The organism is Flavobacterium sp. ACN2, assembly GCF_002303885.1.
GTDB lineage: Bacteria > Bacteroidota > Bacteroidia > Flavobacteriales > Flavobacteriaceae > Flavobacterium.
Window position 1 is genome coordinate 22,277 of sequence record NZ_MRCM01000002.1, and the last position, 22,135, is coordinate 44,411.

Sequence of the window (22,135 nt, forward strand, 5' to 3'; positions counted from 1 at the left end):
CGGCAATCTCTCGTTGATAAAAAAGAATAATCCTTGTTTTTTTGAAAAGAAAAAGCACATATAAATGTGCTTTTTCGAGTAATTTAACAATTATCTTTTATTATTAAAATAACGTAACTTTTATATTATTTCATTCCTTCATTTTTATCAAAACTCACCATCCAGTTGATGCCGAATTTATCTTTAAACATTCCGAAATAAGATCCCCAAAAAGTGTCGTTCATCGGCATTTCTACTTTTCCTCCAGCCGAAAGTCCGTTAAAGATTTTATCGGCATCTTCTCTGCTTTCTGCATTAATAGAAACAGAAAAGTTATCGCCGAAACCGACATCTCCGTATCTTGGATGTGTGTCGCTTCCCATTAAAATACTACTTCCAATTGGAAGAGATACGTGCATAATTCTATTCAAAGCTTCTTCAGAAAGCACTTCGCCTTCTTCTGCGGGAGCATCTTTAAATTTTCCGATATATGGAAAATCTCCACCAAAAACTGATTTATAAAACAGAAATGCTTCTTCACATGTTCCGTTAAACATTAAATAGGGGTTGACTGCTGTTGCCATGATATTTCTTTTTAATTGTAAATTGTTAATTATCTACCTTCCCTCTCTCCTCTTTATTCTTTATTCTATTCTCTTTCTTCTAACTTTTACTTCTCAGACAATTCTTTAATTAATTCCACCGCTTTTGGAAACGCATCTTTGAAGTAATCAATATGTTTTTCAATTACATCAACCTCAACATGAAGATTAACCACATCGCCCTTTTGATCCAAACGATAGGTTTCCATTGCACCGCTCCATTTTTCTGTTTCCGCATTTGGTGGCACTTCTTTATGATCCTTGATTTCGCCAAGATGCTTAAAAGCCATATATTCATTCGGAATTTTGGTCTCAATCAGACTATTCATTCCATCTGCTCCTCCAGGACCTAAAAAATAAATTTTGTCCCCTTCATTCCAAGTCGATTCAGCATAACTTCCTTCGGCAAAAACACTCGTCCACTTTCTGTATGTTTCGTCATCCCATAAGACTTTCCAAATCTTTTCTTTTGAAGCCTTTATTTCGATATTAAATACTAATTTTTCCATCTTAACCTGGTAATTTACTAAAATCCATAAATAAAACATTCCAACGATGACCATCCAAATCGGCAAAACCACAGCCATACATCCAGCCCTGACTTTCGGCAGGAGGAGCAAAAACGTTTCCGCCGGCTTCTTTGACTTTCTCTGCTAGTTCATCGACTTCTTCCCTGCTTTCTGCATCAATCGAAATCAACACTTCTGAGCTTAATTTCGTATCTGTAACACTATTTTGCGAAAAGCTTGAAAAAAGCATTTCTTCAAAAAGCATTACTACAAAATGTCCTTCACCTACAATCATGCACGTCGAACTTGGCGTGTCATGCTGTTCATTAAACGAAAAACCTATTTTCCAAAAAAAATCTTTCGCTTTTGCCACATCCTTTACAGGAAGATTCAACCATATTTGTTTTGTCATTTTTTGTTTTTTTTTGTTGGGTTAGATATTTATTTCTTTTTTAAACCATATTAGTATTATTTAGCATTCTATTTTTAACCTTTAAACCTTTGTCACTCTGCTTCTTTGCACCTTAATTAGCCTCAACGTAACTTTTAAAATTATCCAAAATGGCCTGCCATCCAGCGCGTTGCATTTCTTCTGGATTTTGTGTTTCTGGGTCAAAACTTTCAATTATCTCAACACCATCTGCCGTTTCTGTAAAAGTGATTTCAACTTTTCTTCCGTCTCCCATAACATAAGATAATGCTTCGTTTGGTTTTACTAAAGTAAATTCGCCCTCAAAGTCAAAACTCATGCTTCCGTCTTTTGCCGCCATAGTCGATTTGAATTTCCCACCTTCTCTCAAATCAGCTTCAGCATAAGGTGTGTGCCAGTCAGGAGAAGCAAAGCTCCATTTTGTAATATGTTCTGGAGTATTCCAAAAATTCCAAACTTTATCAAGAGATGCGTTGACAGTGTTTTTTATTGTTATCATTTTTATCGTTTTTGTGATTTATTAATTGATTATTACATGTTAGCTGGAATCTGACTTTCATCCATAAAGAAAACTTCCCAGTGATGTCCGTCTACATCTAGAAAAGTTCTTTGGTACATCCAGCCATAATCTTGAGATTGCTGGTAATCTGTTCCTCCGGCCTTAATGGCCTTTTCCATCATTTCATCTACCTGTTCTCGTGTTTCTACAGAAAGCGCCATAAGAGCTTCGCTGGTTGTTGTAGAATCACAAATTTGTTTCTTTGTAAAGGTTTGATAAAACTCTTTTACCAAAAGCATTACAAAAATGCTTTCGCTTATAACGATGCAAGCTCCCTTATCATTAGTAAATTTCGGATTGGTCGAAAAGCCAAGTTCGTTAAAAAAAGATATTGCGCGATTTAAATCTTTTACAGCAAGATTTAAGAAGATTTTTGTTTTCATCTTTATAAAATTACGAATTAATTAAAACAAATTTAATTTTTTAAGATTACTTAAAAATGCCAATAAAAGTCATTTTTAGGGGCATTTGAGACAATTTGCTTATTTTTGTATGATACTGAAATTCCAAAAAACCAAAATATAATGAGCACGAAACTAGGTTTAATCATACCTCACGATTATAAATTACTGAGCATTGCAGCGATTTTGGAAGTATTTGAAACTGCCAATAAACTTACTCCTGGAACCGAAAAACCATTTGAAATTATGATTTTTCAGTCGCAAGAGCAAACCGATCAGGGAAATTTATTTGGATATAAAAGCAATGCTATTGAAACTTCAGAAAGTATTTTAGACTTAATTTTAATTCCCGCTTTTACTACCGACAATATGAGCGAGATGATTAAAAAGAATAAAAGCTTTATTCCGTGGTTACAAAAACAGCATAAAGCCGGAGCCGAATTAGCCAGTTTTTGCACTGGAGCTTTTTTATTTGCTGCTTCTGGTTTATTGAACGAAAAATTAGCCACAACACATGTTGACGCTTGCAGTGCCTTTACTAAAGCTTTTCCGATGGTAAAATTAAAACCTGAGGAAACTTTGACTGCAGACGGAAGTTTATACACCAGCGGCGGATCTACCTCAACCTTTCATTTATTGATTCTTTTGGTTCAGAAATTCTGCGGTAACGAAATGGCAGTTAAAATCGCTAAAATATTTTCAATTGATTTGAATCGATACAAACAAAGTTATTTCAGCACCTTTAGACCCAATCATTTGCACAATGATTCCTTAGTTGCACTATTGCAACAAAAAATTGAAAATCAGTATCATTCTATCGAAAAACTGGAAGAAATCACAAAAGATATCCCGACCAGTGCCCGAAACATGACTCGACGTTTCAAACAAGTAACAGGAATTCCTCCGATTGAATATTTACAGAATATCAGGGTCGAAAGCTCAAAGAAATACTTAGAACAAACTCAGCTTTCAATTTCGGAAATCATCGAGAAAACTGGATATAATGATCCAAAAGCTTTTAGAAAAGTATTTTATAAAATGGTCGGTATGAAACCTATTGAATATCGAGAAAAATTTAGAGTGCAATAATTTTAAGGAGCAGATCAATTCTTTTTCATAAGAACGTTTCGTCCTGCTCTACACTGTATCTTTTGTTGTGAACCCCACAACAAAAGGATGCCGTTTCGATCAGGGCTAAAATAGAACTTTTGTTTTTCAGAATTGCTTTAAGACTTAACAACCCAAAGGAGTACTTTTTTATTGGCTTTCAAAAGTTCATCGATCTCTCTCATGCTTTCGTTTGAAACTGCAGGACAGCCCCAGCCTTCTGGTGTTCCTTTTGGATAAACTTCATCATCTGACACCGCTTCCCAAGAATGCAAAACAATAGCACGTTTTCGTGCATTAAAATTGCTTTTTTCTTTTCCTTGCAAAACATAATTTACTTTTATTCCCCACTGACTTACACCACGATCTAAAACAACATATTTTCCAACCGAAGAACAATGCGAATCAAATTCGTTACTCATACTTGCGTTATTTTTAGAGGAAGTTCCTCCCCATCGATTATCTCCACAACCATGACTTACCATATACGATTTTGAGACTTCCTTCTTTTTAAAATCGTAAACAAAAAATCTTTTATAACCAGAATGCAATCCGAGGTCTATCAAAATAAATTTATCCTGATTTAAATTATTGACTTTACAATAGTACGCTGCTTCTTTATAATAATTATTGTAATTAACTACAATATGAGAATTTTCTAATGAAACCGCTTCACTTTTATGCTTATTTTCAGAAACAGTTATTCTTTTGCTTTCTTTATTACAAGAAAAAACAAATACCAGACAAATTATAAAAGGCATTCTTTTCATATCAAATATTTACACAAAAGCACAAACGAAAATAGAATTAAAAAAGTATATAAAAAAACCTGCTCAAATAAATGAGCAGGTTCTATAAGATGAACTTTTTCAAAGTTTAAATCTTTGAAAAAGTTATTTTTAAAGTTTACGAAGCAATCTCCATACGTTTCAATAAGTTTTTACTTAACGTATGTTCTGCATATTCTTTGTCGATTGTCAGACTAATATCATCAGAAGTTGGCAGTTCGTACATGGCATCTGTCAAGATAGCTTCACATAAAGAACGTAATCCACGCGCACCTAGTTTATACTCTAAAGCTTTATCTACAATAAAATCTAAAGCTTCATCGGTAATTGTAAACTCAACATCATCCATTAAGAATAACTTCTGATATTGTTTGATCAACGCATTTTTAGGCTGTGTCAAAATTGCACGAAGCGTTGCTTTATCCAAAGGATCCATGTGCGTTAAAACTGGTAAACGTCCAATAATCTCAGGAATCAAACCAAAGTCTTTAATGTCTTTTGGGATAATGTATTGCAACAAATTGTCTTTATCTATATTGTCAGCATTTTTAGAAGTTGAGTACCCAACTGCCTGACGGTTTAAACGTTTTGAAATAATACGTTCTACCCCATCAAAAGCACCACCAGCAATAAATAAGATGTTTTGAGTATTTACCTCAACAAATTTCTGGTCTGGATGTTTACGTCCTCCTTTTGGTGGTACGTTTACAACTGTTCCTTCTAATAATTTCAATAAAGCCTGCTGAACACCTTCTCCAGAAACATCACGAGTAATTGATGGATTATCGCTCTTACGAGCAATTTTATCAATCTCATCAATAAATACGATTCCTCTTTCTGCTTTAGCCACATCATAATCTGCAGCTTGAAGTAAACGTGTCAAAATACTTTCAACGTCTTCTCCAACATAACCCGCTTCTGTCAATACAGTTGCATCAACAATTGCTAACGGAACATCTAACATTTTAGCAATAGTTTTTGCTACTAATGTTTTTCCAGTTCCTGTCTGACCGACCATGATGATGTTACTTTTTTCGATCTCTACTTCATCGTCTAATTGCTGTTGCATTAAACGTTTGTAGTGATTGTAAACCGCAACTGACATCACTTTTTTCGTCTGGTCTTGACCAATAACATATTGATCTAGAAAAGCTCTAATTTCTTTTGGTTTCTTTAAAATTAAGTCCCCAACTAGTTTCGCGCTTCCGCTAGATTTTAATTCTTCTAAAACAATTCCGTGAGCCTGTTCAATACACTTATCACAAATATGTGCATTGATACCTGCAATTAATAAATTAGTTTCTGGCTTCTTTCTTCCACAAAACGAACATTCTAATACTACTTTTGCCATTCTATATTTAAGTTACTAAGCTGCAAAGATACTAAGTTTCTAAGCTTTTTGACCTAAAACTTAAAAACTTAGCTCTTTACAGCTTAATATTTTTGTTTAAAGTTTAAAGTTTCAGGTTTCAGATTTGCCGAAGCAACTTGAAACATGAGACCTGAAACTAATTCTTAGCTTCTTCTTAATACTTCGTCAATCATTCCGTACTCTTTTGCTTCATCTGCTTTCATCCAGTAATCACGCTCACTGTCTTTATGCACTTTATCAAAAGTTTGTCCTGAATGTTGAGAGATGATGTTGTATAGTTCATCTTTTAATTTCAACATCTCACGTAAGTTGATTTCCATATCTGTTGCAACACCTTGCGCTCCTCCAGATGGTTGGTGAATCATTACTCTTGAGTGAGGTAATGCAGAACGTTTTCCTGCAGCTCCTGCACATAATAAAACTGCTCCCATAGAAGCTGCCATTCCTGTACAGATTGTTGCTACATCTGGTTTGATGTACTGCATAGTATCGTAAATTCCTAAACCTGCATAAACACTTCCTCCTGGCGAGTTTAAATAAATTTGAATATCTTTTGAAGCATCAGCACTTTCTAAAAATAACAACTGAGCCTGAACAATATTAGCAATCTGATCGTCAATACCAGTTCCTAAAAAGATAATTCTGTCCATCATTAATCTTGAGAAAACGTCTAATTGAGAAATATTCAGCTGACGCTCTTCGATAATATATGGAGTCATGTTTGTTGGTGTCATCGCTGCTACGATTTTATCGTAATACATTGCGTTTACTCCTTGGTGCTTTGTAGCAAATTTTTTGAATTCTTTACCGTAGTTCATATTTTTAGTTTAAAGTTGAAAAGTCTAAAATCAGCATGTGACTTAAACGAATTAAACAAAGTTCATACCTTTTTATAAGAGATGCCAATTTGTCTTCTTTTTATAATAGAAGTTTCGTTATTGAAATTTAAGAAATAATTATTTCAAAACAACGATCTTTTTAAAACAAAAAAAGAGCGTCAAAAATATCTTTTGACGCTCAAATATAACTTTTTTTATCTTTCAGTTTCTGTAATAAAATCTTAAAATTTGACTTTACAACTTTTGACTTTCAGACTTAAATTTATTCTCCGTAAGAAGCAGCAATAAATTCTTCGTAAGTAACCTCTTTAGTAGTTGGGTTAGCTTTTTCTTTGAAAATATCTAACATTTTAGCTGCTACAACTTGCTCAGAAAGTCTTTTTACTTCGTCTTGGTTAGATAAAACTCTAGCCACGATTCCTTGAACTTCTTCTTCAGTTGGGTTTGTTTGACCAAATTGAGCCATTTGCTGTCTGATTGCGCCTGATGTAAACTCTTTCAAGTCATCAAATGTAATTTGGATATTGCTTTGAGCTAATGCTTTTCCTTCGATTAATTGGAAACGTAAACCTTTTTCAGATCTTGCGTATTCAACTTCAGCTTCTTCTGCAGAAAGATTTTTCTCTCCTACAGTTTGCAACCATTTTTTAAGGAATTCAGCTGGTAAATCAAATTTTGTATTTTCGATCAAGAAATCCTGAACGTCTAATAATAATTTTTGGTCAGCTTGTTGAGCGAATTGCGCTTCAGCATCTTCTTTAATTTTAGCTTTTAAATCTTCTAAAGAAGCCACATTTCCTTCACCAAAAAGTTTATCAAATAATTCTTGGTTTAATTCAGCTGGCTCAGAACCGTTGATTGCCTCAATAGTAAAGTTTACTTCAACATCTAAACCGTGAACACCTTCGTGACCTACTTTTAAGTAATCCATTAATTGGTGATCATCTTCAAATAAACCTTTTGTACTTACTGTAACAACATCTCCAACTTTTTTACCTGTGAATTGTTTTTGAGCTTTTTTGCTAAATGCATCAACAGAAATTGTAGTCGTATTATCGATTCCGTTTGCTTCGTTTGAGAAAGTTCCAGTTAAATCAGATTTAGCATCAGAAACTTCTTGAGGAACTGCTTTTCCAAATTGTTTTTGGATACGCTCCACTTGTCCGTCGATTAATTTATCGTCTGCAGTAACGATATATTTTACGATATTATTTTTAGCTTCAAGATCAATTTCGAAGTTTGGCACTAAACCAATTTCGTATTCGAAAGTTAACTCTTCAGCATCCCAGTTAAAGTTTTCGTCTACTTTAGCAAGAGGAGTTCCTAAAAGATTTAATCTTTCAGATTGAATATAACGCTCTAAAGCCAAATCAACTACTTTTTTGATCTCTTCTTGCTTAATAGCTTTTCCGTATTGTTTTTCAACAAGATCTTTAGGTACAGCCCCTTTTCTAAATCCTTTAACTTGTGCTAAAGGCATTTTTTCGTTAATTCTTTTTGCTACTTGACCTTTATAATCCATATGAACAACGTTCATAACGATTGTCTCGTTTACAGCGTCTATTGCTACTCTTTTAATATCCATCTTCTTCTTTAATTTACATAATAAAATTGGGTTGCAAAATTATAAAATTTTTGCAACCCAACCAAGTTTTTAATCTATTGTATTTGAAGCAGTTTTAATCTGCTCAATTGTTTTATTTATCGTCTCCCAATATTTTATAAGTAAGAGATTGAAGGATAGACAAAATAATGCTGAATATTAATGCTGTCCAGAATGTATCGACTACAAAACCGCCAACAATTTTTGTACAAAGCAAAATAATCAAAGCATTTATAACTAATAAAAATAAACCAAGTGTAACAAACGTTACCGGCAGAGTTAGCAATACCAAAATTGGTTTAATGAATATATTTAGCAATCCTAAAACTACTGCAACAATTACGGCCGTACCAAAACTAGCAACATGGACTCCAGTTAAAATGTTAGACAATAATAAAACTAAGGCAGCTGTAACAAGAAGTCTAAGTAATAATTTCATAGTTATTCAGGTTTAAAATTTATTTAAAAGTACTAATTTTTCATCAAAAAATAACTACTCTTTCAAAAACTCCGTTGTCAATTCAAAAAACATTTTCGGATTTTCAGCATGAAGCCAATGTCCAGCATTTGGGATGGTTTCTAGTTTTAAATTTGGAAAATGCTTACGGATTCCGTCCAAATCTTCATCTTGAATGTATCCAGAGTTTCCTCCACGAATAAATAATGTCGGGTTATTAAAAACTAAATCGTCTGCCAAAGGTTTTCCAATGGCATCCAGATTATTATTAAACGCTTCAAGATTAAATCTAAATGCCAATTGCCCAGGTTCCTTCCAATATAAATTTTTCAGCAAAAACTGACGTGTTCCAAAATCCGGAACATATTGAGACACTATTTCCTCAACATCATTTCGGCTTGGCTTTACCGAAAAATCAACTGCATTTAATCCTGCCAAAATCTCCTGATGGTGCTGTTTGTAGAACCTCGGGCCAATATCTGCCACAATCAATTTATCTACAATCTCTGGGTGTGTTGTTGCGAAAAGCATTGCCACTTTTCCTCCCATAGAATGTCCAAGAATATCAATTCGTGTTAGATTATTTGCCTGACAGTATTCGTATACATCTTGAACCATTGCTTCGTAACTCCATTCGCTTGAATGAAAACTGCGCCCGTGGTTTCTTAAATCTAAAATATGAACCTGAAATCCAGCTTCTACATATTGTCCAGCAAGAGTTTTCCAGTTATCAGACATTCCTAGAAATCCGTGCATGATAACAAATGGTTTTCCTTCGCCTTCTATTTTTGAGTATAACATTTGTATTAGTATTAATATCTTTTTACAAAGGTAGAAAAGTTATTAGCAAAAAAATATTCAAAAACACAGCTACAACCAATTGTAAGATATTTAATATGAAAATAATTTTGAAATTTACGGTTTTCCGTAAGGTTATACATTTTAAAAACACTACTTTCGCACCAAAATCAAGCATCAAAGTCTTGATTTAACAATCTAATTTAAACACCAAATCATGATTAAAAAATTCATTTTGTTATCATTGGTTGCTTCTCAACTTATGGTTTCTTGCTCTAGTGAAGACAGCCCAACAACCGATCCAACTAAAGATCTAACTCTAGAAGAGCAAATTGCTAATTTAGTAAAACAACCTTACTCAAAACTTACTCCAACTGAGCAAAAAGCTAAATTAGAAGTTGAAGCTAATGAAATGCTTGTTCAATTAGACAAATCAAAAAGCTCTAGTGCTATTGAAGCAGTAGAAAACTTAAACCGTTTACTAGATATTAGCACTGTTGATATTTTTAACGGAAAAAATGACAATGAAGTTGAAGATATTTTAAATGTATCAGGTGTTTACGGTGTTTACACTTGGGATAATGCTGGAAAAAAATGGATTAAAACTGCTTCAACAACAGAATTAAAATTTGTTTTCCCTGCTAAAGAATCTCTAACTACAAACAATGCCGTTTTTTCTTCCAAAAGCACTTCTTCTGACATAAAAGTAAAATACAATGATACTTATAGCTGGACAGAAAACGGATATGCAGAAGTAAACGATTGGTTCTTCCTTCCTAATACTTCGGATGCAACTTTAACGATCGACAGTAAAGAAGCTGCTGTATTTACTCAAACAGCTAAATATGCTAACGGAAAAGAAGTGCCAACTGAATTCTCATACAAAATGAGCTTAAACGATGGTTATGTTTGGGAAATGAGCGGTACAAAAGCTGCTGCTAATACTTCAAAAGCTACACTTACTTACAATGGGAAAAATTTAATTTCATTTAGCACTGGAAGCTCTGCTGAAATTGACAAATTAATTGATAATGATGAGTTAATTCAATACAGAGGAAAAGCTAATGGTTTATTTACGTTGATGGATAATTTTGTAATTATTGCAGATATGGATTTAGTTACTGAAGCTGCTGATAAAGCTGCTTTAGACAATATTGCACGTCCAAAAGAGCCAAAATATGATGACCCTAAAAGTGATTACAAAGCTTATTATACTGCTTTGAATGCTTATGAGAAAAAAATCTCTGAAGGAAATGCAGCGAATGCTAACAAAAACATGAAACTGATTTTAGTTTCTAAAAAAGACGGAACTAAAATTGCTGATATTGTTCAACATTCAGAGAAAGATGGTGAATACACTTTTAACTTGCCAATTTGGGATGCAGAGTTTAAGTATTGGGATAATTGGAATAGCACTGGAGAGTCTTTTACACGACCATATCTTTACGAAGCATATTATTTAAAATTCAATGACAATACTGAAGTTGAAATGAGTGCTTACTTCTCTACTGGATTTGAAAAATTACAAACTAAATTTGATGATTTTATTGCTGCTTTTAACAAACAATAATAAACTTTAAATACAACTATAAAGCCGATTTGATCACTCAAATCGGCTTTTCTTTTTTAGGTGGAGTCCTGACAGTTATAGTACTTTGTCCGTATCCTGACCAAATTCCTATTCCTCCCTTAACATTTGATTTTAAACTTATATTGGCTGGATAAATTGGATTCTGACTGTTTACAATTTCATTTTGCCAACTATTCCAAAAATCTAGAGATTCTTTCCTCTGAGTTCTTAATTTCACATGAATCAGATCTCCATCGGCAAAATATGGTGTAAATTTAGTTTTAGGAAACAATATTACACCTCGATTTATCTGTAAAGAAACAGATGAAGTTTCAAAATTTTTATCATCTAAGTTTCCATAAAATGAAGGGACAAAAATAGGCTCTTCCCCTTCTATTTTAGTTGCAATCTGATAATAATTTTTCTGATCAGAAGGATCTTCAAATTTTACAAAAACATATCCCGTGGTATCAGACGGATTTCTTTTTATATATTCTGCACTCTTTAAACCAACGCTTTTAGGTATAGTTGTTACCGCACTTATCACACGATTTAAATATTCAATTTTTAACGAATACTCTTTACCCGCTTCTCCTTTTAATATTGAACCGAAATAAACAAACGGTGGCACTCTATTTTTATCATTTTTAACCCTCAAAACTTCAGATGTTACACCGTCAGAAATAGTAATTTTTGCAGATCTGATAACATGATTTAAAACATTTGTTGAGTCAATAACATCTGTAACAGGAATACTGCTTGACAATAACACATTGGCAAAATCGCCTTCTTCCATCCAACCTTCCACCACTATTTTAGATTCTAGGCTTTTTTCTGTTTTAAAATCATCATTAGAACAGCCTAATAAAATTAAACCTAAAAGAAAGAATAAATACTTTTTCATATGCTTAAAATTTAAATCTCCAGCTAACAGAAGGCAGTATTCGATACAGCACCTTTTCTTTCTGGGTTACTACTACTTTATCTTTGTTTTCGTTTACTTCAACATCTAAAACAACATAAATTGGATTGGAAATATTAAAAGTGTTATAAATTGAAAAATTCAAAGCACTTTCTTTTTTTGCTGTTTTTATAAAATAATAATTAGCCGCAATATCTGTTCTGATATAATTTGGCATTTGTGCATTATTATACCCCGAATATTCTTTAACCGGATTATTATTAATAAAATACCATGAAGTTGGCATTGTAAACCTATTTCCAGAGCTAAATAACTGAGTAATGCCAAAATTCCATTTCGAATTCAAATCGTACATTCCGACAAGAGAAAGATTATGGCGTCTGTCATATTTAGCAAAATACGGTTTGCCATTATTAAGTTCATCAAAATTTCTATCTGACCAGCTTAAAGTATAACTCAGCCATCCGCTAAACTTTCCATTGCTTTTTTTGAGCATCATTTCAAGTCCGTACGCTTTTCCTTTACCCACATACAAATCATTTTTGAATGTTGTGATTTCATTAAACTGGGTAATTCCATAAGGATACTCTAATAAATTTTTCATCGAACGATAAAAACCTCCTAAAGAAGAAGTCCAGTTTCTTGTTATATTTTGATTGGAACCAATAGAAAATTCATAAGAAGATTGCGGTTCAATCCCATCAGAACTTGCAATCCAAAAATCGGTAGGAATTCCAACACTCGATGTGGTAATTAAACTTAAATATTGATATTGCTTATTATAAGATGCATAAAACGAATATTTTTCATTTGGAACATAATTCAACATCGCACGAGGCTGAAAATGCAAATAAGAATCTGCTCCTGATGCATAATAATTAATGCGAATTCCTAAATCTGCAGTCAGGTTCTCTGCTATTTTAGGCTTTATAGAAGTAAAAACTGCTGCTTCATTGGTATTTATAATATCTTGGAAATTGTTGTTTATTGTTGTGAAGTTTTCCACATTTACTTTTTGTGGCTGTAAATTATGATAAGTATATTGAAATCCAGATTCAAAAGGAATATTTTTAAATGAATATCGAACTGAATTCGTAAATCCAAAGTCTTTTACATAAGACGAGACATTAAACTGAATTGTTGCCTGCTCCATACTTAAATCATTAGAATATTGGCTAAAATAAACTGCATTTGACATACTTATTTTAGGCGAAATTGTCGTGATAAGTGATGGAGATATGGTAAAATTACTCCATTTCAAACTAGTCCGGAGTGCAAGATTTTCATCTTTAACTTTCAATTCATCTCCGCTGACAAAAGCATCTAAAACAAATAAATTGTTCTTAGAAATTTGAGACAAAAATGTAAAATTCCCATCCGAAAAACCATATTTCATATCCTTAACATCATTGTTTTTTGAACCAGATTTCATAATCGGCCCCACAATTTCATCGATATAAGTTTTTCTTCCAGAAATATAAAAACCTGTTTTATTGCTAAGCGGAACCGTAATACTTAATTGCGAAGCCAAAATTCCAACGTTTCCTTGAATACCAACTTCAGATGGCAGTTTTTTATTTGAATTCAATAACGTTGTCGAGCTTAATCTTCCGCCGTATTTTGCATTCGAACTTGATTTATCAAACTCCACATCTTTTATATGATCTGCATTATAAAAAGGAAAAATACCTAACAAATGAGACATTCCATAAATCGGAGTTCCATTGTATAATATTGCATTATGCCCAGGATCTCCTCCCCTTACATAAAAATAACCATTTGCATCACCTGAATTTTGAACACCTGGAGTTAACTGCAAAATTTTCAATATATCTGTTGTTCCCAAAATGTTTGGAACAGCGGCTAATTCTTTTACATTAAAAGATAGTTTTCCGTTAGAGAGATTGGTTATTGCATTTTTTTTATTGTTAGAAATCACGACTTCTTTTAAATGCGCTATATCTTTTTCTAAAACAATTGAAAAAAAGGTATCTTTCTTTATTTCAAATTGAATATTTGCTGGAATATATCCTGAATGATCAATCTTAATTTTTAATTGTCCTGACGGAATTGTCACCGAAAAATTACCAAAAGAATCGGATGTGGAAAAAACTTGAGAATCGTTTGATGCAAAAAGTAAAGTTGCACCAACTAAATTTTCATTGTCGGAAGATTTTACATTACCTGAAATAGTTGCCTTTGATTGTGCAAATACACCAGAAAAAGAGATAAAACAGAAGAATAGGGCAATTATTTTCAACACTTAATTTTAATAAGAAAAGTGCGAAAATAAACAATTATAACCCAAATGTATCAGGTTATAATTGTTTTGAGTAGAAAGTTTATTTCAATTTATTCAGATACATATTTACCGTATTATCCAATCCAAGATAAAGTGCCTCTGAAATTAAAGCGTGTCCTATAGAAACTTCTAATAAACCTGGAATATTTTCTTTGAAAAATTTGATATTGTCTAAACTTAAATCATGTCCAGCATTGATTCCTAAACCTAATTCGTTTGCCAATACTGCCGCTTTTGTGTAAGGATCAATTCCTTTTTCGTTTCCTAAGCTATATTGATGTGCAAAAGATTCTGTGTATAATTCTATTCTATCTGTTCCTGTTTTTTTAGCGCCTTCAATCATTTCTAGAATTGGATCAACAAAAATCGAAGTTCTAATTCCGTTTCTTTGAAACTCGCCAATAACCTCTGTTAAATATTCTTGATTCTTGATGGTATCCCAGCCTGCAGATGATGTTATTGCTCCAATTGCATCTGGAACTAAGGTTACCTGATCTGGTTTGCATTCTAAAACCAAATCAATAAAATTATGCTGTGGATTTCCTTCAATATTATATTCTGTAGTAACAACTGCTTTTAAATCGCGTGCATCCTGATAACGAATATGACGCTCATCTGGACGCGGATGAATGGTGATTCCTTGCCCTCCAAATCGCTGAATATCTACAGCTACTTTTAATAAATCGGGAACATTTCCGCCTCGAGCATTTCGAAGCGTTGCTATTTTATTGATATTTACACTTAATTTTGTCATATAAATAGATATTAATTCTAGTAATCTTATATTTGTTACGACAAAAATACAAAGTAAAACAGAGCGGTTTTCGGTATTTTTTGATTATTTTGCATCAAATATCCTCAATTGATTTATGACAGAAATTACAAACTATATCACAAACGATTTCAGAGCGATTGACAGTCAGGAAACGATTGCTTCGATTCAGGACTTTTTTATCGATGTAAATTTTTCTCATTTTCCGATTTTAGAAGATGGTATTTTTATTGGAAGCATCTCTTCTGACGATGTTGAAACATTTGACATTGATAAAAAAGCAATTGATTACAAATATACTTTGGAACGTTTTTTTGCGCGAAAATCTATGATTTGGTTAGATGTTCTAGAAGTTTTTGCAAAAAATCACACCAATATTCTCCCTATTCTTGACGAAAACAATAATTACATAGGCTACTATGAAATGGAAGACATCATGAAATTTTTTCAGGAAACTCCATTTTTAAAAGAGCCTGGTGCAATTATTATTGTTCAGAAAGGCCTTTTGGATTATTCTATGAGCGAAGTAACCCAAATTGTAGAAAGCAATAATGGTAAGATTTTAGGCTGTTTTGTTTCTGAAGCTGATACCGAAAATGTTCAGATTACGGTAAAAATAGGCTTAGGAGCAATCAATGAAATTATCCAGACGTATAGAAGATATGGATATGAAATTATTTCAGAACATCAAGAAGACAACTATATCAACAGCTTAAAAGAGCGATCAGATTATTTAGACAAATATCTCAACATATAAATTATGAATGTGCCAATGGGAGAATTAGTTAATTAGATGATTTTCGCATTTTTCCAAATTATCTAATTGACACATTGACAAATTATCTAATTTACAAAGAATGAAAATAGCCATTTACGGACAATACTATCAGAATAGCACTGAACCTATCATAAAAGACATTTTCTCATTTTTCAATACCAATAGCGTTGAAATGGTAATTGAAGAAAACTTCCTGAATATGCTTTATGAAAAACAGCTTGTAAAAAAAGAATACAAAACTTTTTCGCCAAGTACTGCTTTAGACAATAGTTTCGAAATGCTTATTAGTATTGGAGGTGACGGAACGATTTTAAGAGCCGCTGCTTTTGTTCGTAATTCTGGCGTTCCTTTATTAGGTATAAATGCTGGACGTTTAGGATTTCTTGCTAAAGTTCAGAAAGAAAATATCGAGAGTTTATTGCAATATGTAATAGATCAAAACTACACCACTTCTGAAAGAACTTTATTAGGAATTACATGCGAACCTTTTAATGAAGCCTTTAAAGAACTTAATTTCGCTATGAACGAAGTTACAGTGAGTAGAAAAGATACAACCTCGATGATTACAGTGGAGACTTATTTGAACAACGAATATTTAAACTCTTATTGGGCCGACGGATTAATCATTTCTACACCAACTGGTTCTACTGGATATTCTCTAAGCTGCGGCGGACCCATTTTAACCCCAGATGTAAAAAGTTTAGTTATTACACCAATTGCCCCTCACAATTTAACTGCCAGACCCCTTGTTATTCCAGACGACACCGAAATTACACTTCGAGTAACAGGAAGAGAAGACCAATATTTGGTTTCTTTAGACTCGAGAATTTCTTCTGTAAAAAACGAGTCTATTTTAAAGATTAAAAAAACAGATTACAAAATTAAAATGGTTGAAATACCAGGCGAGACTTTCTTAAAGACCTTAAGAAACAAACTGCTCTGGGGAGAAGATAAAAGAAATTAAACTCTTTTCTGATTCTTCACTATACGATAATACCACATTTTCTCGTTCTGCATGTAGTGAATCATCATTAAATGGCTCTAAATCATAACGTAAATTGAAAAAGAAGCACATTTAACCAAAGGAACTTTGATTCGTATTGATAATTATTATATTTGCACGCAATTTTGAATTAAATGAAGAAAATTTTTAATTTATTGTTATGTTTTTTCCCCTTTATTACACTTAATGCTCAAATCAATGAGCTTGGTGTTTTTCTTGGCGGAAGCAACTTTGTAGGTGATGTTGGAAAAACAACTTACATAGCCCCAGAAAAGCTAGCTTTTGGAGTTCTTTACAAATGGAACAGAAGTCCGAGACATGCCTGGCGATTCTCTTATACACAATCAAACATTAGTGGAAATGATTATAAATCAGATGAAACTGGAAGAAATCAGAGAGGCTATCGTTTTGACAATGATATAAAAGAGCTTTCTGCTGGTTTAGAATTCAATTTTTTTGATTTTAATCTTCACGATTATCACACAAAAATAACACCTTATGTATTTACTGGTCTAAATTACTTTTTCTACAATAATTTATACCGATATACTTCAAGTCCAAACACCGTATACGAGCTAAAAAATCAAAGCTCAGTTGCTATACCTATTATATTAGGTATAAAATCAAATATATCACCACGTTTTGTTTTAGCCGCTGAAGTTGGTGCGCGCTACACCTTTACAGATAATCTTGACGGAAGTAATCCTAATACAAGCAGTCCAAATATCATGAAATTTGGAAATTTAAATAATAATGACTGGTATATTTTTTCAGGTATGACATTAACGTATACCTTTGGAAAGAAACCATGCTATTGCGCATACTAAAAAATGAATTTACTAGAATCAATAGATCACACAAACTTACCTAAGCATCTGGCCATTATTATGGACGGTAACGGACGATGGGCAAAACAACAAGGTTTTTTGCGCGCATTTGGCCACGAAAACGGCACAAAATCTGTAAAAGAAATAATCAAAACTTCAGCTAAGCTTGGTATTGAATATTTAACCTTATACGCTTTTTCTACAGAAAATTGGAATCGTCCTAAATTGGAAGTTCAGGCATTGATGAAAATATTGATCAATTCATTAAAGAAAGAGCTTGTTACGCTTCAAGAAAACAATATTCGCCTTAACGCAATCGGAAATCTTGACAAATTACCCAAAACAGCCCAAAAAGAACTTTTGGATGTTATGGAAAAAACGAAAAACAATACTCGCTTAACTCTTACTCTTGCTTTAAGCTACGGCTCTAGAGAAGAATTAGTAAATGCCATAAAGTCAATTAGTGATAAAGTTAAAAATAATATAATTTCAATAGACACTATTGACGATTCAATTATAAATGAGCATCTTTACACGCAAAATTTACCAGACGTAGATTTATTAATACGAACAAGTGGAGAACATAGAATAAGTAATTTTTTACTGTGGCAGATTGCCTATGCAGAATTGTATTTTACTAATGTCTTGTGGCCAGACTTTAAAGACCAAGATTTATATGAGGCTATTATTAGTTATCAAAAAAGAGAACGTAGATTTGGAAAAACCAGTGAACAAATTAAATAATTTTTTAGTGTTACAAAAAAGAATACCACAAATAATCTGTGCCCTTTTATTACTGGGTAGTTTTTCACAAGTTAAAGCACAAGAAAGAGTTCCTTTTGATCAAGGAAAAAAATACATTCTAGCTAAAGTCTCTGTTGTTGGTAAAATAAGCTTCAATGAGCAAACTGTTGTAACCTTTTCAGGACTTCAAAAAGGTCAAGAAATTACTGTACCTGGAGAAGAAATCAGTAGCGCAATTAAAAAATTAGGTAAACTAGGACTTTTTGACGAAATCGCTTTCTATGTTAACAAAGTAGAAAACGACAGTATCTATTTAGACCTAGATATTGTTGAGCTTCCTAAATTAAACGAAGTTAAAATCGTTGGTGTAAAGAAAAGCAAAATCGAAGGATTAATTAAAGATAATAACCTGACAAAGAATAAAATTGTCAACGAAAACTTAATTACTACGACCAAAAATTACATCGAAAACAAATACAAAAAAGAAGGTTTTTATAATACGAAAGTTACTATAACAAACACTCCTGACACTATTAATGGACATCAAGTTAATATGCTTGTTAGAATAGATAAAGGAGACAAAGTTAAAATTAGCAGCATTGATTTCATAGGCAATAAACAGCTTACTGACAATCAATTGCGCGCCGCAATGAAAGACACGAAACAGAAAAATTTCATTCGTGTATTTAAAGCATCTAAATTTATTCCAGAGAAATACAAAACTGACTTAGAAAAAGTAATTGCTGCTTACAAAGAAAAAGGATATCGTGACGCCCGTATTATTTACGATTCTGTTCAATACAGCAAGCAAAAAAATACTCTTGCAATTAAGATTAATGTAGAAGAAGGAAACAAATATTACTTCGGAAATATCAAATTCTTAGGAAATACTGTTTATTCAGATCAGCTCCTAAGCCGTTATTTAGGAATCAAAAAAGGAGAAACTTATAACGGAGTTTTATTAGAAAAAAGAATTGCAGATAAGACTAAACCAGACGCAGAAGACATTACGAATCTATACCAAAACAATGGTTATTTATTCTCTAACATCAATGCTGTAGAGGTAAAAACGGTTAATGACACTATTGATTTTGAGATTAGAGTTACAGAAGGTCCTATCGCTTATTTCAATAAAATTACTGTTGTTGGAAACGACAAAACAAACGACCACGTTATTTACCGTGAGTTAAGAACAAAACCAGGTGAAAAATATAGTAAAGAACAATTAGTTAGAACCATTCGTGAGATTGGACAATTAGGTTTCTTTGATCCTGAGGCAATTGACCCTAAGTTTAAAAACGTAGATGCTGGAGCAGGAACTGTAGATATTGAGTACAATGTAGTAGAAAAAGGATCGAGCCAGGTCGAACTTCAAGGAGGTTATGGCGGTGGAGGTTTCATTGGTACATTGGGGCTTTCGTTTAACAACTTCTCGGCGCGAAAGATCTTTGACAAAGAAGCTTATAAGCCTTTACCAATGGGAGACGGACAAAAAGTTGCGCTTCGTTTACAAGGAAGTACCTATTTCCAAACCTATAGTTTATCTTTCTCAGAGCCATGGTTTGGAGGAAAGAAACCAGTACAGTTTAGTTCATCTATTTCATACAGTAAGCAATTTCTTAACAATTACATCACTAGAACTGTTGATAAAAGCAAAAGTTTTAATATTTTTACAATCCAAGTTGGGTTAGCAAAAAGGTTAACTGTGCCAGATGACTACTTCGTATTATCACAATCTGTAAGTTATCAGCACTATGACTTGAATAATTATAATACAGGTTTGTTTACTTTTGGTAATGGTGCATCAAGAAACTTAGCTTATACAATTGGACTTTCAAGAAGCAATAAAGGGGTAAACCCAATATTTCCTACTTATGGTTCTGAATTTAGTATTAGTGCTAAAGTTACGCCTCCATATTCATTATTTAACGGTGTTGATTATGGTAATTTACAAAATGAAAAGGAATACAAAACACAATATACAGGAACATCAGGAAGCGGTATAGACGGAAAACCACTTAACACTGGCGACTATGTTAAAACAGAAACTATAAATGGAACATCTGGTTATGTAAGTGTTGGATCTGATTTTGCAAGTGCTGATACAGATGTAGCAAAAGTCGATCAGAAAAAATACAACTGGTTAGAATACTATAAAATTAAATTTAAAGGAGACTGGTATACTAAAGTCTATGGAAAATTAGTATTAAGAACACTTACTGAATTTGGTTTCTTAGGGGCTTATAACCAAGAAAGAGGTGTGATTCCGTTTGAGCGTTTTTACTTAGGAGGTGACGGTATGGCAAACTACTCAATGGATGGTAGAGAGACTATTCAGTTGAGAGGTTATCCAAATAACTCTTTAACTCCGGTAAATGCAAATGGTGATGCAATTGGAGCAACGATTTACAACAAATTCTCTATGGAATTACGTTACCCAATTACATTAAAAGCATCGGCTTCTATTTTTGCATTAACGTTCTTAGAAGCAGGTTCATCATACCCAACGTTTAAAGATTATAACCCATTCGACTTAAATCGTTCTGCTGGTGCTGGTTTACGTGTATTCATGCCTGCATTTGGATTATTGGGTATTGACTTTGGTTACGGGTTTGACGCTCTTCCAGGACAAACAAAAGCTAATGGTTGGGAAACACACTTTATCATTGGACAACAATTTTAAAGAAATAACGTTTGGTTAAAAATCATCAAATAAAGTTATGTTATGAGAAAACAATTTTTATTTATATTTTTAGCCTTGATTGTAGCAAATACAAGTCAGGCACAAGGTAAGACTACTCGAATTGGCTACATCGACATGGAATATATTTTAGAAAATGTTTCCGATTATAAAGAAGCTAAATCACAATTAGAGCAAAAAGCTCAAAAGTGGAAACAAGAGGTAGAGGCCAAAAAATTAAATATAAATAATTTGAAAGAAAGCTTAAAGACAGAAAAAGCTTTACTTACAAAAGAATTAATAGAAGAAAGAGAAACCGAAATTAAGTTTCTTGAACAAGAAATGATGGATTATCAGCAGAAACAATTTGGTTCTGATGGAAATCTAATGAGACAAAAAGCGGCTTTAGCAAAGCCTATACAGGATCAGGTTTTTACTGCTGTACAAGATATCGCAGAAGCAAAAAATTACGATTTTGTTTTTGACAAATCATCAGATCTTACAATGCTTTTTAGTAATAAAAGATTTGATATTAGCGATCAGGTTTTAAGAATCTTAAACCGTACTGAAAAACGTGAGCAGCTAACAAAGAAACAATTGAAAGAGCAAGAAGTTAAAGAAAATCTTGAGAATGCAATTGACGAAAATCCAGCAATGGCTGATCGCCAAAAAGCACTTGACGAGAAAAGAGCTGCTAGAGAAAAGCTTATTCAAGATAGAAAACTAGAGCAAGAGGCTAAGAGAAAAGAATACGACGATAGAAGAAAAGCCCTGCAAGAAGAGAGAGACGCGAAAAAAAATGGCACGGTTTCTGGAACAGCTACAACAACAGCCGTTCCTGCTGCAACGAGTGGTGCTGCTAATACAAACTCGACTGCAAAAACAGCAACGCCTGATGCCAATGGAGAGACACCTTCAGCTGAACAGTCTGGAATGACAAAAGCAGAAGAAAGACAATTACTTTACGAACAACGTAAAAAAGAATTGGAAGAAAGAAGAAAGAAAATTTTAGAAGAAAGAGAAGCGGCTAAAAAAGCAAAAGAAGCCGAATCGCAAAAAACAAATACGACCAATAATTAATTAATATTTTAAA

At 33.0% G+C, this 22,135-nt stretch carries 22 protein-coding genes; 8 read left to right on the top strand and 14 right to left on the bottom strand.

Features of this window, described 5'->3' with window-relative positions; all coding sequences use genetic code 11:
• Window positions 1–125: 125 nt before the first annotated feature.
• The 5 genes from BSF41_RS02035 to BSF41_RS02055 all read right to left on the bottom strand — a co-directional run bounded on the left by BSF41_RS02035 (window position 126) and on the right by BSF41_RS02055 (window position 2,462).
• On the bottom strand, window positions 126–563 hold the full coding sequence (locus BSF41_RS02035; RefSeq protein ID WP_095927862.1) for a VOC family protein: 438 nt from the start codon (window positions 561–563) through the stop codon (window positions 126–128).
• 86 nt (window positions 564–649) lie between these two features.
• Window positions 650–1,090 carry an ATPase gene (locus BSF41_RS02040; RefSeq protein WP_095928194.1) on the bottom strand — a complete coding sequence of 147 codons (441 nt, stop codon included), beginning with the start codon at window positions 1,088–1,090 and terminating at the stop codon, window positions 650–652.
• Window position 1,091: 1 nt separating this feature from the next.
• Window positions 1,092–1,502 (bottom strand): VOC family protein, encoded by a 411-nt coding sequence (locus BSF41_RS02045; RefSeq protein WP_095927863.1) that lies wholly within the window; start codon window positions 1,500–1,502, stop codon window positions 1,092–1,094.
• 112 nt (window positions 1,503–1,614) lie between these two features.
• Window positions 1,615–2,019 carry an SRPBCC family protein gene (locus tag BSF41_RS02050; RefSeq protein WP_095927864.1) on the bottom strand — a complete coding sequence of 135 codons (405 nt, stop codon included), beginning with the start codon at window positions 2,017–2,019 and terminating at the stop codon, window positions 1,615–1,617.
• Window positions 2,020–2,051: 32 nt separating this feature from the next.
• Window positions 2,052–2,462: a VOC family protein gene (locus BSF41_RS02055; protein ID WP_095927865.1), complete on the bottom strand. Its 411-nt coding sequence runs from the start codon at window positions 2,460–2,462 to the stop codon at window positions 2,052–2,054.
• Between the two features lie 141 nt (window positions 2,463–2,603).
• Between BSF41_RS02055 and BSF41_RS02060 the strand changes: the two genes are divergently transcribed.
• Window positions 2,604–3,569, top strand: coding sequence for a GlxA family transcriptional regulator (locus tag BSF41_RS02060; protein ID WP_095927866.1), 966 nt, complete (start codon window positions 2,604–2,606; stop codon window positions 3,567–3,569).
• A 137-nt stretch (window positions 3,570–3,706) separates the two neighbouring features.
• On the opposite strand, the gene BSF41_RS02065 is transcribed toward BSF41_RS02060, so the two are convergent.
• The 6 genes from BSF41_RS02065 to BSF41_RS02090 form a co-directional block, all read right to left on the bottom strand.
• Window positions 3,707–4,348: a murein L,D-transpeptidase catalytic domain-containing protein gene (locus tag BSF41_RS02065; protein WP_253251747.1), complete on the bottom strand. Its 642-nt coding sequence runs from the start codon at window positions 4,346–4,348 to the stop codon at window positions 3,707–3,709.
• Window positions 4,349–4,493: 145 nt separating this feature from the next.
• Window positions 4,494–5,726 (bottom strand): ATP-dependent Clp protease ATP-binding subunit ClpX, encoded by a 1,233-nt coding sequence (gene clpX, locus BSF41_RS02070; RefSeq protein WP_095927868.1) that lies wholly within the window; start codon window positions 5,724–5,726, stop codon window positions 4,494–4,496.
• A 164-nt stretch (window positions 5,727–5,890) separates the two neighbouring features.
• The gene (gene clpP / locus BSF41_RS02075) at window positions 5,891–6,565 is read right to left on the bottom strand and encodes an ATP-dependent Clp endopeptidase proteolytic subunit ClpP (RefSeq protein WP_095927869.1); all 675 of its coding nucleotides are present in this window, start codon (window positions 6,563–6,565) and stop codon (window positions 5,891–5,893) included.
• A gap of 283 nt (window positions 6,566–6,848) precedes the next feature.
• Window positions 6,849–8,171, bottom strand: a complete 1,323-nt coding sequence (locus BSF41_RS02080; protein WP_095927870.1) for a trigger factor — start codon at window positions 8,169–8,171, stop codon at window positions 6,849–6,851.
• A 112-nt stretch (window positions 8,172–8,283) separates the two neighbouring features.
• Window positions 8,284–8,628: a phage holin family protein gene (locus BSF41_RS02085; protein WP_095927871.1), complete on the bottom strand. Its 345-nt coding sequence runs from the start codon at window positions 8,626–8,628 to the stop codon at window positions 8,284–8,286.
• Window positions 8,629–8,682: 54 nt separating this feature from the next.
• On the bottom strand, window positions 8,683–9,447 hold the full coding sequence (locus BSF41_RS02090; protein WP_095927872.1) for an alpha/beta fold hydrolase: 765 nt from the start codon (window positions 9,445–9,447) through the stop codon (window positions 8,683–8,685).
• A gap of 214 nt (window positions 9,448–9,661) precedes the next feature.
• On the opposite strand from BSF41_RS02090, the gene BSF41_RS02095 reads away from it, so the two are divergent.
• Window positions 9,662–11,014 carry a hypothetical protein gene (locus tag BSF41_RS02095; RefSeq protein WP_095927873.1) on the top strand — a complete coding sequence of 451 codons (1,353 nt, stop codon included), beginning with the start codon at window positions 9,662–9,664 and terminating at the stop codon, window positions 11,012–11,014.
• Between the two features lie 37 nt (window positions 11,015–11,051).
• On the opposite strand, the gene BSF41_RS02100 is transcribed toward BSF41_RS02095, so the two are convergent.
• The 3 genes from BSF41_RS02100 to BSF41_RS02110 form a co-directional block, all read right to left on the bottom strand.
• On the bottom strand, window positions 11,052–11,918 hold the full coding sequence (locus BSF41_RS02100; protein WP_095927874.1) for a DUF4249 domain-containing protein: 867 nt from the start codon (window positions 11,916–11,918) through the stop codon (window positions 11,052–11,054).
• A gap of 4 nt (window positions 11,919–11,922) precedes the next feature.
• Complete coding sequence (locus BSF41_RS02105) at window positions 11,923–14,196, bottom strand: TonB-dependent receptor domain-containing protein (protein WP_371610789.1); 2,274 nt, start codon at window positions 14,194–14,196, stop codon at window positions 11,923–11,925.
• A gap of 82 nt (window positions 14,197–14,278) precedes the next feature.
• Window positions 14,279–14,992 (bottom strand): pyridoxine 5'-phosphate synthase, encoded by a 714-nt coding sequence (locus tag BSF41_RS02110; protein ID WP_095927876.1) that lies wholly within the window; start codon window positions 14,990–14,992, stop codon window positions 14,279–14,281.
• Between the two features lie 115 nt (window positions 14,993–15,107).
• Between BSF41_RS02110 and BSF41_RS02115 the strand changes: the two genes are divergently transcribed.
• From BSF41_RS02115 to BSF41_RS02140, 6 genes are all read left to right on the top strand, one after another.
• Window positions 15,108–15,767, top strand: coding sequence for a CBS domain-containing protein (locus BSF41_RS02115; RefSeq protein ID WP_095927877.1), 660 nt, complete (start codon window positions 15,108–15,110; stop codon window positions 15,765–15,767).
• Between the two features lie 100 nt (window positions 15,768–15,867).
• Window positions 15,868–16,752, top strand: coding sequence for an NAD kinase (locus BSF41_RS02120; RefSeq protein WP_095927878.1), 885 nt, complete (start codon window positions 15,868–15,870; stop codon window positions 16,750–16,752).
• A 173-nt stretch (window positions 16,753–16,925) separates the two neighbouring features.
• Window positions 16,926–17,618 carry a DUF6089 family protein gene (locus BSF41_RS02125; RefSeq protein WP_095927879.1) on the top strand — a complete coding sequence of 231 codons (693 nt, stop codon included), beginning with the start codon at window positions 16,926–16,928 and terminating at the stop codon, window positions 17,616–17,618.
• Between the two features lie 3 nt (window positions 17,619–17,621).
• Window positions 17,622–18,362: an isoprenyl transferase gene (locus BSF41_RS02130; protein ID WP_095927880.1), complete on the top strand. Its 741-nt coding sequence runs from the start codon at window positions 17,622–17,624 to the stop codon at window positions 18,360–18,362.
• The gene (locus BSF41_RS02135; RefSeq protein ID WP_095927881.1) at window positions 18,295–21,045 is read left to right on the top strand and encodes an outer membrane protein assembly factor; all 2,751 of its coding nucleotides are present in this window, start codon (window positions 18,295–18,297) and stop codon (window positions 21,043–21,045) included. The genes BSF41_RS02130 and BSF41_RS02135 overlap by 68 nt, the downstream gene beginning before the upstream one ends.
• Window positions 21,046–21,087: 42 nt before the next feature.
• Window positions 21,088–22,122 carry an OmpH family outer membrane protein gene (locus BSF41_RS02140; RefSeq protein WP_095927882.1) on the top strand — a complete coding sequence of 345 codons (1,035 nt, stop codon included), beginning with the start codon at window positions 21,088–21,090 and terminating at the stop codon, window positions 22,120–22,122.
• Window positions 22,123–22,135: the final 13 nt, after the last annotated feature.